The 15,169-nt window shown below is 43.5% G+C and carries 18 protein-coding genes, 1 tRNA gene and 1 riboswitch; of the genes, 13 read left to right on the top strand and 6 right to left on the bottom strand.

Annotation, left to right across the window (positions count from 1 at the left end):
- Nucleotides 1-42: 42 nt before the first annotated feature.
- The 3 genes from ACFQNG_RS08120 (at nt 43) to ACFQNG_RS08110 (ending at nt 1,411) form a co-directional block, all read left to right on the top strand.
- On the top strand, nt 43-246 hold the full coding sequence (locus ACFQNG_RS08120) for a hypothetical protein (protein WP_379864411.1): 204 nt from the start codon (nt 43-45) through the stop codon (nt 244-246).
- 130 nt (nt 247-376) lie between these two features.
- Entirely contained in the window at nt 377-994 is a 618-nt protein-coding gene (locus ACFQNG_RS08115) for a PH domain-containing protein (protein WP_379864410.1), read from the top strand.
- Nucleotides 995-1,159: 165 nt separating this feature from the next.
- Nucleotides 1,160-1,411 (top strand): hypothetical protein, encoded by a 252-nt coding sequence (locus ACFQNG_RS08110; RefSeq protein ID WP_379864409.1) that lies wholly within the window; start codon nt 1,160-1,162, stop codon nt 1,409-1,411.
- Nucleotides 1,412-1,468: 57 nt separating this feature from the next.
- On the opposite strand, the gene ACFQNG_RS08105 is transcribed toward ACFQNG_RS08110, so the two are convergent.
- A complete protein-coding gene (locus tag ACFQNG_RS08105) occupies nt 1,469-1,789 on the bottom strand; it encodes a winged helix-turn-helix transcriptional regulator (RefSeq protein WP_379864408.1) in 321 nt (106 codons plus the stop codon).
- Nucleotides 1,790-2,486: 697 nt separating this feature from the next.
- Here ACFQNG_RS08105 and ACFQNG_RS08100 point away from each other — a divergent pair.
- The 5 genes from ACFQNG_RS08100 (at nt 2,487) to ACFQNG_RS08080 (ending at nt 8,099) form a co-directional block, all read left to right on the top strand.
- A complete protein-coding gene (locus ACFQNG_RS08100) occupies nt 2,487-2,900 on the top strand; it encodes a DUF6323 family protein (RefSeq protein WP_379864407.1) in 414 nt (137 codons plus the stop codon).
- A gap of 2 nt (nt 2,901-2,902) precedes the next feature.
- Complete coding sequence (locus ACFQNG_RS08095; protein ID WP_379864406.1) at nt 2,903-4,339, top strand: DUF6179 domain-containing protein; 1,437 nt, start codon at nt 2,903-2,905, stop codon at nt 4,337-4,339.
- Nucleotides 4,340-4,608: 269 nt separating this feature from the next.
- A complete protein-coding gene (locus ACFQNG_RS08090; protein WP_379864405.1) occupies nt 4,609-5,493 on the top strand; it encodes a phosphate/phosphite/phosphonate ABC transporter substrate-binding protein in 885 nt (294 codons plus the stop codon).
- 194 nt (nt 5,494-5,687) lie between these two features.
- Nucleotides 5,688-6,968: a DUF4309 domain-containing protein gene (locus ACFQNG_RS08085; protein ID WP_379864404.1), complete on the top strand. Its 1,281-nt coding sequence runs from the start codon at nt 5,688-5,690 to the stop codon at nt 6,966-6,968.
- An 18-nt stretch (nt 6,969-6,986) separates the two neighbouring features.
- Nucleotides 6,987-8,099 (top strand): hypothetical protein, encoded by a 1,113-nt coding sequence (locus ACFQNG_RS08080; protein ID WP_379864403.1) that lies wholly within the window; start codon nt 6,987-6,989, stop codon nt 8,097-8,099.
- Between the two features lie 51 nt (nt 8,100-8,150).
- On the opposite strand, the gene ACFQNG_RS08075 is transcribed toward ACFQNG_RS08080, so the two are convergent.
- Nucleotides 8,151-8,930: a 2OG-Fe dioxygenase family protein gene (locus tag ACFQNG_RS08075; RefSeq protein ID WP_379864402.1), complete on the bottom strand. Its 780-nt coding sequence runs from the start codon at nt 8,928-8,930 to the stop codon at nt 8,151-8,153.
- 17 nt (nt 8,931-8,947) lie between these two features.
- On the bottom strand, nt 8,948-9,175 hold the full coding sequence (locus ACFQNG_RS08070) for a hypothetical protein (protein ID WP_379864401.1): 228 nt from the start codon (nt 9,173-9,175) through the stop codon (nt 8,948-8,950).
- 79 nt (nt 9,176-9,254) lie between these two features.
- Here ACFQNG_RS08070 and ACFQNG_RS08065 point away from each other — a divergent pair, with 79 nt between their 5' ends.
- From ACFQNG_RS08065 to ACFQNG_RS08045, 5 genes are all read left to right on the top strand, one after another.
- Entirely contained in the window at nt 9,255-9,377 is a 123-nt protein-coding gene (locus tag ACFQNG_RS08065) for a hypothetical protein (RefSeq protein WP_379864400.1), read from the top strand.
- A gap of 173 nt (nt 9,378-9,550) precedes the next feature.
- Nucleotides 9,551-9,626: transfer RNA gene (locus ACFQNG_RS08060), tRNA-Ala, on the top strand.
- 587 nt (nt 9,627-10,213) lie between these two features.
- The gene (locus ACFQNG_RS08055) at nt 10,214-10,444 is read left to right on the top strand and encodes a hypothetical protein (RefSeq protein WP_379864399.1); all 231 of its coding nucleotides are present in this window, start codon (nt 10,214-10,216) and stop codon (nt 10,442-10,444) included.
- A 78-nt stretch (nt 10,445-10,522) separates the two neighbouring features.
- Entirely contained in the window at nt 10,523-11,215 is a 693-nt protein-coding gene (locus ACFQNG_RS08050; RefSeq protein ID WP_379864398.1) for a hypothetical protein, read from the top strand.
- A 90-nt stretch (nt 11,216-11,305) separates the two neighbouring features.
- A complete protein-coding gene (locus ACFQNG_RS08045; RefSeq protein ID WP_379864397.1) occupies nt 11,306-11,704 on the top strand; it encodes a hypothetical protein in 399 nt (132 codons plus the stop codon).
- 628 nt (nt 11,705-12,332) lie between these two features.
- Here the strand turns inward: ACFQNG_RS08045 and ACFQNG_RS08040 are convergent.
- The 3 genes from ACFQNG_RS08040 to ACFQNG_RS08030 all read right to left on the bottom strand — a co-directional run bounded on the left by ACFQNG_RS08040 (nt 12,333) and on the right by ACFQNG_RS08030 (nt 14,364).
- Entirely contained in the window at nt 12,333-13,007 is a 675-nt protein-coding gene (locus ACFQNG_RS08040) for a cell wall hydrolase (protein WP_379864396.1), read from the bottom strand.
- 2 nt (nt 13,008-13,009) lie between these two features.
- Nucleotides 13,010-13,153: riboswitch (cyclic di-AMP (ydaO/yuaA leader) on the bottom strand.
- A gap of 146 nt (nt 13,154-13,299) precedes the next feature.
- Entirely contained in the window at nt 13,300-13,494 is a 195-nt protein-coding gene (locus ACFQNG_RS08035) for a hypothetical protein (RefSeq protein ID WP_379864395.1), read from the bottom strand.
- Between the two features lie 21 nt (nt 13,495-13,515).
- Entirely contained in the window at nt 13,516-14,364 is an 849-nt protein-coding gene (locus ACFQNG_RS08030; protein ID WP_379864394.1) for a DUF421 domain-containing protein, read from the bottom strand.
- Nucleotides 14,365-15,169: the final 805 nt, after the last annotated feature.

Below are 15,169 nucleotides of genomic sequence, written 5' to 3'. Positions count from 1 at the left end.
ATAGTAAGATGGTAAGAGAATCAAACGATGGGAGAATGGGAAATGAAAAAATCGATCATCTTGGGGTGTGCGCTTCCCACCACCATTTTCGTCGGTCGTGATGGGGAGATTGAGAAAAATCGTGCAGGGGGTGCGACCGGTGGAAATGGAGGTGGCGCTTCGGAAGATCGCCCAAAAATGAGGGGCAACCCAAGTGATAGTGTCGGTTTTTTTGTCTTGATTTATATGATAAAAAGCGATATTTAAACAAATTATTGCTTAATTTAAACAAGTTCTATGTTATAGGCAGGTGGAATGATAGTATAATAGATGTCCGCAGAATGATTAGAATGTGATAACTGCCTCACCAAAATGAAATAGGAAAGGGCTTGATAACATGTTTGGCAAAGTGGCATCTGATGTGCTGGGCTTAAGTGATGTCGGGATTGTCATCAAACCGGAAGATTATAACAAAGTCGACACCGATGATTATGTGATGCATGAGGATAATGAGCGCATTTATTTCCTCATCAAATCGAAGGCGGATGAATATTGCTTTACCAACAAGGCGCTGATCCATCTGGACGGAACCAGCGCGGCGAGCAAAAAACGCACACTTCGCCGCTATGATTATTGCAACTACAGAATCTCCAATGTGACCCTGGAGACAGCCGGCATGATGGATATCGACGTGGAAATCAAATTCATGCTGGGTAAAAACATGGAGTACTCGATCGACGTACATAAAAAGCATATGGAAGAGTTGAAAGACCTCTACAAAGCGTTGATTCGCATCGGCATCGTACAAAGCGACAGTGAAGCGCTGTTGGGCTTTGCCAGACAGAGCTTGGAAATGGCCTCAACCACCTTGAGCCAAATCAGAAGCACGGAAGGCGTACTGAGCCAACAGTTTAAGGAATTGAACCAAATCGCTTTTGATTGGCTTGCGAGCACGAGAAATCGCTATCTCGTGACGGATTACGGTTTCGTGTTTGATCGTTACATCAACAGCTAATCGCGGCTTTTGCCCCCCGCCCTGTGTGCCCGTGAAATGGATCACAGGGCTTTTTGCTTTCATATAATAATTGAAATGGAACGTGAGATACGAGAAAATAAGTGTAAATCTTCCTAATCCAAATGGCATTCCAAATCAGCTGGACTGTGAAGGGAGCGGACGATGGTGGATGACCCGAGAAGTCGGATATGGGGAGTGGGACTTTTAACCCTGGCTTTTATCTTCGCTCTGCTATTGGAGCAATCGTTTCTGGTGCATATATTGGGCGTCGGATTGGCGATGGTGATCTGGACGAAACTTACGACATTGTTCCCGCGTAAACTATCTGACTTTTCACTCACGCAAAAAGTCCTTTACGTTTTCTTGATGCTGTCTGTGTTTGGTTTGACGATGGCACTGGTGACGAACAGGGGATGAAAAAGCCAGCTCTTCTCCAACGGGGGAGAGTTGGCTTTTTGTTTGACATGGGCTTATTCAATCCTGTTCCGCATCCACCCAGGCTTGTGACCATTTTTCAATCTCCCTGATGATTGGTTCCAGCGCAAGTCCTTTGTCGGTTAAGGAGTATTCTATGCGAACTGGGGTTTCCGGGTATACTGCTCGTTTAACAATTCCCTCATGTTCCAAGTCTTTCAGTCTCTCGGATAGAAGCCTTCCGCTGATGGGAATGTTGGATTCTATTCCACAAAACCGCTGAGGGCCTGAAAGAAGCTGATAAATAATCAACCCTGTCCAACGTTTGCTGATGATGTTCATTGCCTTTTCCATTCTTGGGCATAAAGAAGATGACTTCATGTTAAATCACCTCACTATATGATGATTATAGCATAAGGTTACTTAACATTATTAAATAATAATTGATTGGTTAGTTTATTTATGTGGACAAATGATATATGATAAGTGGATTGTCACAAAAATCGCGAGGGACTTAACTGAATTTTCAACGGGGAAAATGAAGGGTATCGGTTTGCATAAGAGCGTTTATGAGAGGGTGTGTCTGATAAATTTGTCGGCGGTTTCAAAACCGTTTTCCCATTCGCTTGCTCATTGGGGAATGGTTTTTCCGCCTTCTCCCAATGGTCAACCCGATTTGCCAAACACGCCCTAGTCAGGTGTTTGTTCTACTTTAAGAATGGTGAACTTTTTAATGGATTAATCCATAAGGACTGAGCGACAAGATATATTTCATAATATGATGAAAAATCAGATATTTTAAACGAGAGAAAAATATTTGACACAAAAGAGATGATAGGATAAATTATAGAGGAAGCGGAAATTATATATAAAATCCAAATATAATATAACATAAAAACGGATGAAAGTCAATAGTTAATTTATCGGCAAATTCGATTCCGGGAGAAGGAGGTTAACGGCGAAAAATGAACGTCATTCCTGAGGCGAAAAGCGTTGCGCTGATAAGGGAGGAAGGGAAGCTACCATGTTTTTATCCCGCATATTCAACTCTATAAACAGTTCGATTCAGGAAAAAGTTGTGAGCGAATTACTTGAATTGAATCAAAAGACGAAAGAATACGGCTTGATCTTAACTCCCGATCAAGTACAAAACATGATGGCCGTCAGAAATAAAGTGCTGCATGATTATGGACGGGTGGAACTGGGCATTGAGGTGACGAAAGAATTAATTGAGGTTTTTTGCGCTTCTCCTTATATCAATGACGCAAATTATGCATCCACGCTAAATGAGTTGCACGAGATCTTTTATTATTTAAGAAACGAAACGGAAGATAAGATCGGCGATTTTAAGCTGATTCATATCATGAAGGATTACTTTGACAATGATTGCGCGGGTTCTTTGGAACTTTTAAAAAGCAAACTTGAAGAGTTTGCCGAGAATTTCAGAAGAGAAGCACTGCTCAGTGAGTCGTTGTTCGAAGGGGATGATTAGTATTGGAATCTGAGAACTTAAAAGATGTTTCGGCATTGGTCGCACGGAGCAAGATAAGAAAGGCGAATCTGAAGCGTAACCAATATACCATATCCCTCTTGAATGAAGGACTGCGCGCGGGAATGCTGAGCAGCCAAGAAGTTTACAACATACAACATGGATTGATTCTTGTCCTGCAGGACTTGATCAGACGGTATACCCAGGGGGAAAGTTCCTCTGTCACCTCTGAAACTGCGGAGAGCATCATGGCTTCCATCTTGTATGCCGTAGACGCTTATACCCTCAGCTTTGAGCAACCGGATATAGCCGTTATTGATTTAAAAACCGCTGATATTAGAAAAGTATATGAAAAAGGGGTTGATCTGGTCAGTCAGTGCTTCGAAGAAACGAAACTGCTCTACAAAGAAATCAAAAGAAACAAATTGGATGTTCCAGTGGATGCCTACAACATGACCATTGAGGAATCATTGCCTGTGTTCATGAAAAAATACGGCATCATTTTTGATGCCCATAACACCATGGCCAGCATTGATTATCCTTTGGCGATTGATGACATGCGTCTGCAGGGTGTTTTTTATATCAGGCAATATTTAGAGCGTCTAAAAATGGAGACGCGATTTTGTCATTTTTTTAACGGACAGGACCTACTGGATCTTTTGGCCGACTTTGGAAAGGCCTGCAGGTTTGACTACCGAATCGAATTATTTAACATATTTGAGTTGATGTTAAACAATTCGGTTTTTTCGATTTTATCAGGGAGGGATGCAAATCAGGTCAAGATTTCAGCCTATCAATATAACCAGTTAAATCGGTTGTTCACTCATTTCAATGCGTCTCAGATCAGTTCCTCTATTCATGAAGCAATGGATCGATTGCAGCACGATTTAAAAACAGATCCTCAACTCACAGACTACATGAATCAATGCAGAGACAATCTTATACAGAGAGTTGTCAACGCCGCCAATCATAACAGTCTGGAAACCGTCATCATCACGGAAAAAGAAGAGAAGCCAAAATCCATTGTGCTGTTATTAAGCGAGGCAGACAGGATGAGTGATGTCCGCTTGCGATTATTAGTTGAAGAAATCATGCAATGTGAAAAAAAAGAAGACAAAGTTCAACTCATCAGATCCAATTTTTTTTCACTGCATGATTATTTAGACTTGCTGGATTCCAATTGTTTGTTCGAAGACGAGTACGAAGCGCTCTTTGAGACATTTGGCGATATGGAACTGGCTATCTTCGCGAAAATCGTGTTTTATGAGGAGTTGCGGAGTGATTTCCTGGATTTTGAAACGATCGTTTTAAGCGGGAAAGAGGCCGAGACCGAATGGAGAATGCATTATATTGAATTTATGCAAAGCTTAAGCAAAGACAGGATCGGATCCATTGAAAACTTTATTTATGATATCGACTATGAGGAAATCAATTTTTATTGAAATTGAGTTCTATAAATTCAGCACATTCACCTAGCCAGGTGAATGTTTTTATAAGAAAACAGCTCACTTTTATCTTTTTCAAGAAAAATACTTATTTGTCACGGGAATTGATTTGACTGGTCAGTTCATGATTTAATAAGTGACAACACGGGATGAATCTCCTAATTCATGGAGTGGAAGGGGGAATTTTCTCGTGTCTTTTTGGGTGTTTTCCCTTACACTATATACTTCAAGGGAGTTTATCCTTGTTATCGCAGGAGGATGAAGTGATGAAACGTTGGGGACTTATCGGGTTATTATCTGTTCTCATTCTCGTGGTTGTCGTGACGGGTTGCAGTACCCTGGCGGGTGCGAAGAGTGATGTCACTCTGCGCATGGGAATCGTGCCAAAAGGGAACCCTGAAGAAATGCGAGAGCGTTATGAAAAGCTGATCGCCCATTTGGAGAAAGAGTTGGGTGTCGATATTGAAGTGTATATGCCCAACAGCTACGATAGCGTCATTGCGGCGATGAAAGAGCGGAAGATCGATTTTGCGCTGTTTGGCGCCTATTCCTATGTGAAAGCGGAGAAAGAATTGGGGGCGGTTCCGTTGGTGGTGGAGTCTTATCCCGAAACGGGAATTGGGTATCACAGCTTGATTGTGACCCGCAAAAGCAATGGCATCCAGTCCATCGCCGATCTGCAAGGAAAGCCGTTCGCCTTTGTGGATCGCACCTCCACGTCGGGTTACTTGATCCCCAACGCCCATTTTCAATTATTGCATATCCAATCCCGCACATTCTTCAGTGAAACGCGCTTCATGGGAAGCCACACCGCCGTGGCGAAAGCGGTGTTGAGCGGGCAAGCCGTCGGCGGGGTGATGGATGACCTGACCTATAAGGCGCTGTTGAAAGCCGGGGAGATCAAGCAAGGCGACTTAACCGTCCTTTGGCAATCCGATTTCATCCCGGGCTCGCCGATCGCCGCCCATCCGGAGATGGATGCCCAGTTGCGGTCGAAACTGACGGAAGCGCTGGCCAATGCCCATGTCAAAGAACCGGATGCCGTGAGGGAACTGGGACTGGTCAAATACGTGAAAGCCGACCGCGGGATGTACCAATCGGTGCGCAATGCGTCGTTCTTGATCGATGCGGGTTACACCATGAATCAATAGTTTGAACGGAACGGGGCGACCGGCGCGAATGGGGCCTTGTCGCCTCGTTTTCTTAGAGTGAGAACTGGAACAAAAGGCACGCTTCCCTAATGGGAAAGGGTGCCTTTTTTATAATTTTTGCAACGGTCTTCTGATTAAATTTCTGCTAGAATGAAGAAATGCAATAGGATATTCATGGCAAAGGAGTGAACCGGATGGGTCGTCGATTAGTATCTGATGATATCAACGATGATTTGATGAAAGATTCGACTGAAGACGTGATGGACTATGAGCCGCTCGAACGGGAAAAACCGAAGCGCAAAGGCTTGAAGCGGTTCTTTTCATTTCTGTTTGGGGTGATTCTGATTCCGGTTGTGATGACGATTGTGTTGTCCGCCTATAAAGACAAAACAAACAACTGGGTGTATGAGCTGTTGGGCATGAAGCAAGCACAAGAGACGGAGATAGACCAATTGAAGCACTTGGCCGCGGATGGTAACATGATTCATTACAACTGCGGCCCGTTGGGTTCCACCCTGCGCGGGGTGATTGATAACTGCGGTGAGCCGGTGTTGAGCCAGAAGACGTTCAATGTCGCTTACACCACCCAAACGCTTGGTTACGCGAAGGGAGATCATTATGTCTCATTACTTTATTTTGAAAATGAGCATTTAAAGCGGATGGTCATTATTGATAACACATTCTCATCCATAACGTTGAACGACATTAAGCGAACCTTTGGAGCGACGAGTGACAAGCCCTTGGAATCGGAGAAGGACAAGGTTAAAACGCTTGCTTACAAATACGCACTGGAAGACGGAAAAGAATTGAGATTTACGGTGCGCAAGGATAACCAGAAGTTATTGCAGATTGAATTGACAGATGAGAACAGGAAGTTTCCATTGGCGAAGAAAAACACCTATCTGAACCAAATCCACCGGGCACCGTCCCACAAGGAAACAAGCGGCGGACTGGATGCCATGAACAAGCTGAAGGCGGCGGTCAGCAAGGGGGATATGATCAACTATGACTGCGGCCCGTTGGGAACCAGCTTGGCTGACGTACATAAAAAGTGCGGCACGCGCGTTTCCGCGAAGGGTTACAATATGGAAGAAGGGACGCAATATCTGAACTACGGTTATAAAAACAGGGAGATCCATACCAAGTTTTATCGCGGGGTGCTGGCTTCCATTTCCGTGAACTCTTATTCTTATAACGCTGGAGAATCCTTCGATTCCACCGTGGAGAGACCCCCGTTAAACATCACGCCGCAACAAGTGAAGCAAGTGTTCGGCAAACCGACGAAGGAGAATGGAACGGATCTGTTTGGTTCCAAGTCCAACTCTCTCACATATCGGATTGAAGATAAAGAGCTCTCCTTCTACTTTAACGACAAAAACCAATGCCAAGATATCTGGCTGCGCAAGGCGGACATGTTTGATGAGCAATTTGGCTATATAAAACGGGAGTTCAAGCAGAAACAAGCCAACCGTTGACGGCAAGGAGGGAGACACATGGGAAAAAATCAGAAGAAAAAAAGCAAATGGTTATCCACCATCATGGTTGTACTTTTGATACCGGCGATCTTGACGATCATTCTGATGGCATTTGAGGACCAAACCAATGCCTGGATGATGCGGATCGCCGGCAATGAACCGGTGGAGATGAAAACGAAACGCCTGGCGGAAAAAGGGGAATTGATCTACGGCGACTGCGGCGCATTGGGGGACCCATGGTCCAAAGTGGTGGAGGAATGCCCCAATCACGTGTATCAGTTGCGGTCACAATCCACGGCCGCTCCGTATGAGTTGAAGCAGGAGCTGCGGGTCAAAGGGGAAGCCAAGCGGACGGTTACGTACCTCTTCACGAATCAAGTCTTGACCGCGATGGAAGTGTCCGATCCCGCGTTTGCCTCGGTTCCCTTTTCCAAAGTGAAAAAGGAGTTTAACGACTTAAAGCATACCGGCAATGATGACATTTATGAATATGCTTATCCCGTCGGCAATAATGAAGTGATTTTTCGCTATGATCCAGATAAGCGGTTCTTGCGCACCATTCGCTTGGAACGGAGCGGCGTGACCGCAAAAGCGGGCAAGCCTGTGGCTACTTCGCAAAAGAAATATCAGGCCAGACCCGGCAAAGAAATGCCCTTGGCAGGGGGAGTGAAAGCGGCGCAAGCGTTAAAACAACGCATGGGGACGGGTGATTTGCTGGCGTATGACTGCGGCGGCTTGGGTACCGCTTATGAAAAAGTATTGAAAACATGCGGCAAAGAGACGGTATGGGAAGAACACGATCAAGAGAAGAAAATGAAGCAAATTCGTTATGAATATAAAAACCGCTTGATCAGCTTAACCTTTCATCAGGATAAACTGTCGCGGATCGAAGTGGAGCAAAAAGGCCAGCCTTGGAAGATCACGGGAGCGGATGTGGGCAAGGCGTTTGGCAAACCGGTCAAAACGGAGTGGCAGCGATCTTATTATCAACTGGGCCAGCGAGTGGCGGTCTTTTCCTTTGATGAAACCATGCGATTGAACAATGTGTCGGTGGCCGATCTGCAGTGGCATAAGGATGAATTGCATAAAAAGAAAACGGATGAGATCGAGATGGAAGATTTGATTTTCTAAAAGAGAAAACCCCGCGGAGAACGAAATCTTCGCGGGGTTTTTGTGATTTCCCTACGTAATCGCAATGACTGTCGGCGTGTAGTCGATGAGAAGCATGCCGCGCTCGGCATATTCGTCGTCCGGGCCGCAGGTGACGGGGCTGACGTAGTGGCAGACCAATTTGTCGCACACCCCGTAGGAGTCCAGCGGTTCCGTCATCAGGAATTGGTCGAGAATCTGGCTTTCGGACACCTCGTCCAACTGCTTCCCGGCGCATTCGGTGTGGGCGATGACATTGATGCCGCCCTGCACGTTGTGGTAGGTGATCAGGTGGGCGAAGGTGAACGGTTCACCATCCTGGTGGATGTGGTTGGGGGAAGCGAACGCTTCTTCTCCCGGACGGACATCAAACTTGACCAAATGAACGCCGACGTGGATGGGCAGCACCAGGTCGCGCGCATCCCAAAACGTTTGGGCGAAGTCGTACTGGATGATGTTATGTAACAGGGGATTGGCCTTGGTTTCTTCGGTGAGCGGCGTAAATGCGCGATACTCATCGACATACTCGGCATTGAAGGTTCCCTGGAAATATTCGCAGACTTCCACGCCATCTTCCCGCACATGGTTGGGCAACCAGTGCAAGGTGCCGTTCCATGGCAAGATGATGGCGCGGGAATACCGGCGGAAGCGGGTTGTGTTTGGTGCGTACGGATCGAGCGGCAGATCGGCAAACGCTTGCTGCAACTGGGCCAGTTCTTGGCGCATCGCCGGATATTGCCACTCCCGTTGAAGATCAAATCGGATAAAGCCCTTTTCTTGTAATGGTTTAGATTGAATGAATACCTTTTCCATATCGTCAAACCTCCTGTTCAAATCATACCACGTTGCGCCGGTTGAGAGACGATTTTTGCGAAGTGCGAATCTTGGGACCATGTGGGTGAAGCGGTGGATAAAGAAATCGCGGAAGTGGAAGCGGCGATGGCGGTTACGACGGCAGCGGCGGCGACATGATGAACGGGTGACGGATGATGGCGTGTAAAAGAAGTTGGAACGTTGCGCAGCAAGCGGAGTATGTGACGATTAGCGAGTTGGTTCAATTATCTGGCATTCGATACAGCACGATCAAATATTATTACGGAAGAAGGCATGCTTCCCTTTGAGCAGGAAGAGGCGCGTTTGACCAGAAGGTATCATTGCGTGACCGCGCCGCAGCGGTTGCAAGAGATCCGGGCTTTAAGGGAAGGGGAACTGACGATTAAGGAGATCAAAGAGAAATTCACATCCCAAGAGCCTACATGAATGATTCGATTGCCAGAGATCAACCGTGAGGATGTAACCCTTTTCTCAAGGGCTTCATCGGTTGGGAAAAGGGTTTACCATTGAACAGAAAAATAAATTGGACGGAATGGTAATTTATCTGTTGACATTCGCTTTGACTCTTTATATAATAAATCTTGCAGTCAATCGAATATGGGGCATTAGCTCAGCTGGGAGAGCGCTACACTGGCAGTGTAGAGGTCAGCGGTTCGAACCCGCTATGCTCCACCAAAGACAAACCGCGAGATTTCGCGGTTTTTTGCTTTTCTCAGGAATTAGAAAAGGGCCAAACTAGGCCGTTTGACCACATTTTGACCACACACTTAAGGTAAGTAGAATGCGGTAGAAGGCATTAGATGCACTTGCAAAAATAAATTGATACTTGAGGAAATCATTTTTACAAATTAAAAAAGGCTCCTATTTTACATATAATTGCAAGGAAGAGTCTTTCATTTTATGCAAACAGTCGTGGCAACAAAAGAAAGGGTTAAATAAGTTTTCATTTTGTATCAATGCCTATAATGTGCGGTGGACAAGTTTCCACCAACAAAAGCCGTTGGCTAGGTATTAGATGGATATGAAATAGTACCAATGTAGACTGTCTTTTTATATTTATAATTTTTATTATCCTATGATATTTATGATTTTATTTTCATAAAGATGCAATCATAGGTAAAAATTGTGGATTTCGAAAAACTTTTGTAACGATTCATAAATATAATAACTAATGAATGGTCTTTGAAAGGGATGGAACTAAATTATTGATGCTGATAAGATTGACTTGATATTTCATCAATAATCGTTTAGGAGGTTTTTGTATGTTCAGGATTTTGACAGGATCAATCTTTTGTCTGATATCTTCAATCTTATTTACAACTCGTTATATTGCTGCTGCAATTTTAAATGCTAAATTCGAAGTGGGATCGAATTTCCCTTATTTCCTTGGATTATTAGGGAGCGAGTTGCCAATTGCAAGTTTCATTACGCTACTCATTGGAGTTGTTTATATCATCTGGGGAGAAGTCGAAGTGAGAAAGGGAGTAAGATGACATATGTTTAATCTTTGTCGGAACGTAAAGGCGGTGATGCTTTTACGTAGAAATAAAACAGTATAGGAGAGATGTACGTTGTTATTGTTTGAGCGTAAAGTTGTTCCATTTATTTCAGCAATAGGTTTATCGTTCTCTCTTATTTTAAGTTCGTGGGGATCAGTAAACGCAGAGGAGTCAACGCCTGATGGATTGCCAACCCCAACCGATTCCGAAACTATAGCAGTATATGAAGTGGAAAATGGGCAGATTGTACGTGAAGTATCAATTGAAGAGTACCAAGCCATTCAAGAAACACCTGCAGGTAATTATACTGCAAACAACAGTGTAACTACACGAGATGTTAATGGAGCAGTTGCAATCTACCGCCAGGATGTTCGCACAACTTCAAGACAAGCGGTTGGCCGAGTATCCAGAATTGTTGAAAATAAGACGAGCTCCCCAGCAACATATTCAATTTCTTACTCAGCTACACGCGGAGTTACTTACTCAGTATCTGTGAGTGGTTTAGATGTACAAGCTATCAAGAACACTTTAGGAGCTTCTTGGACAATTCAAAGATCGGTTACTGATAATGCAACGTTGACTGTTAAACCTGGTTATAGAGGTTGGTGGCATTTTGACGCAAATGTAAATGTAAGCAAAGGCTACTTAACTAAAATTGGACAGGGCGGTGTCGTTATTAGTAAGAGATATATTACAACAACTAGTCCTAGAACAGTTAGTGGAATGTTGGATGGTTGGTTAGTTGCTAAACAATCCAAATTATAATAAATTTAATTAGTTAATATTTTGATAGGTTCTAATAGTTAGTATTCTGTGTAGCAAGTTGAGTATAATATCATAATGTGCGGTATAAATATGAGTCAATGGAAACTTCGTATTTTAAAGCCAGGAGAAAAAGAAGTAATATCTAATCCAAGTTGGGATCAGATTAAATCAGTCTTGGATCATGTGGATGGATACAACCTTGATAACGTTTCTTTGTTTTCCGATGAGGCCGGAGATTTAATGGTTGCTGGGGGAGACGAATACAATGGAATTAGACTATATTATGTTTCCTATTATTACGATGGTTACAGCGAAGATTTAGTTAATCCTTCTGTATCAAAGAAAGATGAAGAGCATATTAACATTACAGTTCAAAAAGTTGGAACTGACATACTCAAACGATATCTTGTTGAGTATAAGGACATGATTAAAGCTTTTAAACATTTCTTTGAAACGGGAGAACTTACAAAAGATCAAGAATGGGAATAAGTAACGTAATTGGGGAAGATATATTTTCACCCCGTCTAGTATTGCTAAGGGCCATCATTAAAGATGGTTCTTATTTTGGTTTAATTTTATTGTTTAAGTAATGTTCAATAAAAATAAGCAGGATGAAGTCGATGTGAAGCTCATTTTTACCAGGAATTAGGCAAGACCACCGCTTGACCACATTTTGACCACACACTTAAGGTAAGTACCTTACGCTAGAAGGCATTAGACGACATAGTTTTATAAAGATTAGGGGAACACCTCAGCTGTACTATTACTACAGTATCAGGTGTTTTGTTTTTTAATGAGTGTATTGTTTTACTTGTTCGCTTTCTCAGGAGGATTGTAGTTTCTTTTTTAATTAGCATTTGCGGAGCATCTTCACAGATCAATTCTAGTTTAAAAAACCGAATCTAGTAACTAGACTCGGTTTGATTGATAGATTTAATTTATAGGGGTTGTAGATTGAACAGAGCTTTTGCTTCGCTCTATAAATTTCTTGTAAATAAAATTTACGTCCTGAACATAGACGCTTTCCTCTGGAATGTTTTTTTATTGCCTTTCAACAAAAAGGTTGTTGACCTTCTTTGTCAACAACCTCATTCAGCTTTCTGCAAGGGTAAAGGAATTACTCCATAAATACGTGTTTCCCAATTTTAATAGTTTTCATTTTCTTGGAGCGATTTTTCATCCACTTGGAGGATGCTGTCTCAGGATTGTAGTAGTACAGAGCACCTTTTGTGGGATCCGCACCTTGAATCGCCTGATATACAGCCTTGTATGCTGAATCATTTGGTTTGAGGTTAATCTGTCCATCAGAAACAGCGGTAAAGGCTCCTGGTTGGTAAACGACACCTTTTACCGAATTGGGGAATATGTCCGAATCAACACGGTTCAAGATCACTGCTGCCACTGCAACTTGACCTTTATACGGTTCACCGCGGGATTCACTGTAGACGGCGCGGGCAAGCAAGTCAATTTCTTCTTGGGAAAAAGTCGCTTTTTTCAGTGCGCCAGTTGTTTCCGGGCCAACGATTCCATCAATCCATTTTAAGTGATATTTCTTTTGTAATTTGATGACCATATCCCGGGTATAGGCATCATAGACGCCAGTCACATCTTTATTATAAAGACCCAGTTGTTTGAGTCGTTGTTGCACATCTTTCACTGAGGCAACATTATTTTTTTGGCCAACTTTTAATAGCGCATTGGCTGCATCCGCTTGATGGTAAGGTGCCATTGCCACCCCAAACACCACTCCGACAGCGAGCCCGCTGGCCAGAAATTGTTTCAAGCGTTTCATCAAATCCTCCTCCTTTTTGCCTCCGAGGTTAGCTGACGGGTTCGGGATTCGGAGATTTCCCGGCAACTGCCATCACAGTTGCTTCACCCCAACAGAAGATTGCATTCCCCCGTATCTGTTTACACAGAATTCGGCTTAGGATTTTTTGAACCGGTTCAAAATAACCTTTCTCATTATAAAGAGGGATTTTATATATACTCAATAGTAACTATCTGGGCTTAGATGAATCATTTTCCTGTTAACAAGGAGTTATCCACCTATCGGCAAAGTTTGCCTGTTTTTGAGTCCACTTTCACATGGTGGTTTTCCCGTCCATCCCCTTGATGAGGACATAGAACACGTCGACACCTTTTTCCTTTTTCAGCTGGATGGATTTGACGGTTCCCTTGCACTGCTTCAAAGCGACGGTTTTCACTTGTTCTTTGGATAATGTTTTCGCCTCTTGCTTCGTTTCGATTTTCGTTGGGTGGATCTGAGCTGCGTCCACCGAATGATGAGTGGTTAAACTCTAGTGGTTTGTCTCTTCAATCATTTGCTGGAGTTGTCGGGAATACCGTTCATATAACTTTTTTGCTTGCTGGTCTTTTGTGGACAAGCTAAATATGTCCAGATCAGCTTTGCACTTTTCCAAAGTGGTCAACAATTTTGCTTTTTCCTGCGGTTGTTGGACTTGATGTTGATCATCATAACAATCCACATATAGTTGTCCTTCTGAGTCTACTTGCCCCAAAAAAACATGTTCCGACGCGATGCTTTTCTTCTTCAACTCCGCCTGAAGCCATTCGCGGGTCAATCCTCGTTTCGCCAATTCCTCATCTAAAATAATGCCATCCGCAATCACCACATACGGGATCTCTTCTTTTGTTACTTTCAAACCTAACATTTTTGGCGTGATTGGTTGTAACTCTTTGTACACAAAGGCGTTGATATTACCATCTGGTTCAATCACGGCGATCTTGATATCGGAAATGTGAAATATGCTTCTCTTGCGAAGCTGTGCCATCAGCTCATCAATGGTGATCCGTTCCTTTTTCAGATTCTCTTCCAACACTTTCCCGTCTTTTATCAAGACCGTTGTTTTTCCATCTATCCATTCTCTGATTTTCTTACTTTTAAGCTGTAAAAACTCCATTCCAATCGCGACCGAAACCCAAACAATCAGAGAAACAATTCCCAAATGCCAAGTGCCATCCGTTTTCGATGGAATAGAGGCCGCCAACCCCCCAATGGTTATGCCCGTTATGTATTCAAAAGGTGAAAGCGTGCTTACTTGCCTCTTTCCCAATAATCTTGTCAATACAAACAGGATGATAATCGCGCCCAATGTCCGCAATACCACTGCTATCCAATCCGGCATCGTTTCTCCTACTCTCGCGTAAATATTCTAAATTTATTTTGATCACTTTCCATTCAATCTATTCATTTATCCGATTGTATGACTGGAATTCATTTGTTTGGGGATTCTACACAGTAAGGATAAATCTATAAGAGGTGTTTTTTTTGAAAAGACAATTGGCAATATGGGGCGGTTTTTTGGTCGGAATCCTAACTGTGTTTATTACGATATTTACGGGCATCCAATTTTCCACAAACAGGATGGTATTAAATTTCAGAGGTCGTCGAGATCAAAGTCCATATTCTGATGTTTACTCTAATGCATGTACCGACGTTCGGCGGGTTGGCAGAGAATGGAGTTGAATTGTACCAACCGAAGTCATCAAAATAAAAGAGAGGATGTGAAAAAGTGAATGAGAGAAATGGATGGGGAAAGTGATATCTGGCATCGCCTTTGTTTGGGGAGAGGCGATGCGAGTTTTGTCTAATCTACCTAGCCTGTTGGACCGGAGCGGACAGTCTTTTCCTCCCTGTCGAAACAGAGAACAACATGGCCGACCGCCCGGAAAGCATATTCACAGAAAGCCGCTTTCACCAAAAAAGCCAGGGATATATTCCTCTGACTTTGAACCAGCGGACTTTCCTTTCTGATCCTTGCAAATCATGGCTTGTTTCGCAGGCATTCTCCGCTCCAGTCGCTTCACTTGGAATAAAATCAATGACAATATAAATACCTGCGGCAACAATGTCTCCCAGGCCCCCAGCCAATTGACCCGAGGGAGGGTACTGGAAACATGGGCCGGTAACCGATCCGCCACTTGCAAAGC

The organism is Laceyella putida (assembly GCF_042665195.1).
Classification (GTDB): Bacteria; Bacillota; Bacilli; order Thermoactinomycetales; family Thermoactinomycetaceae; genus Laceyella; species Laceyella putida.
The sequence above is the reverse complement of the archived record's forward strand: the minus strand, read 5'-3'. Positions and strand labels throughout refer to the sequence as shown.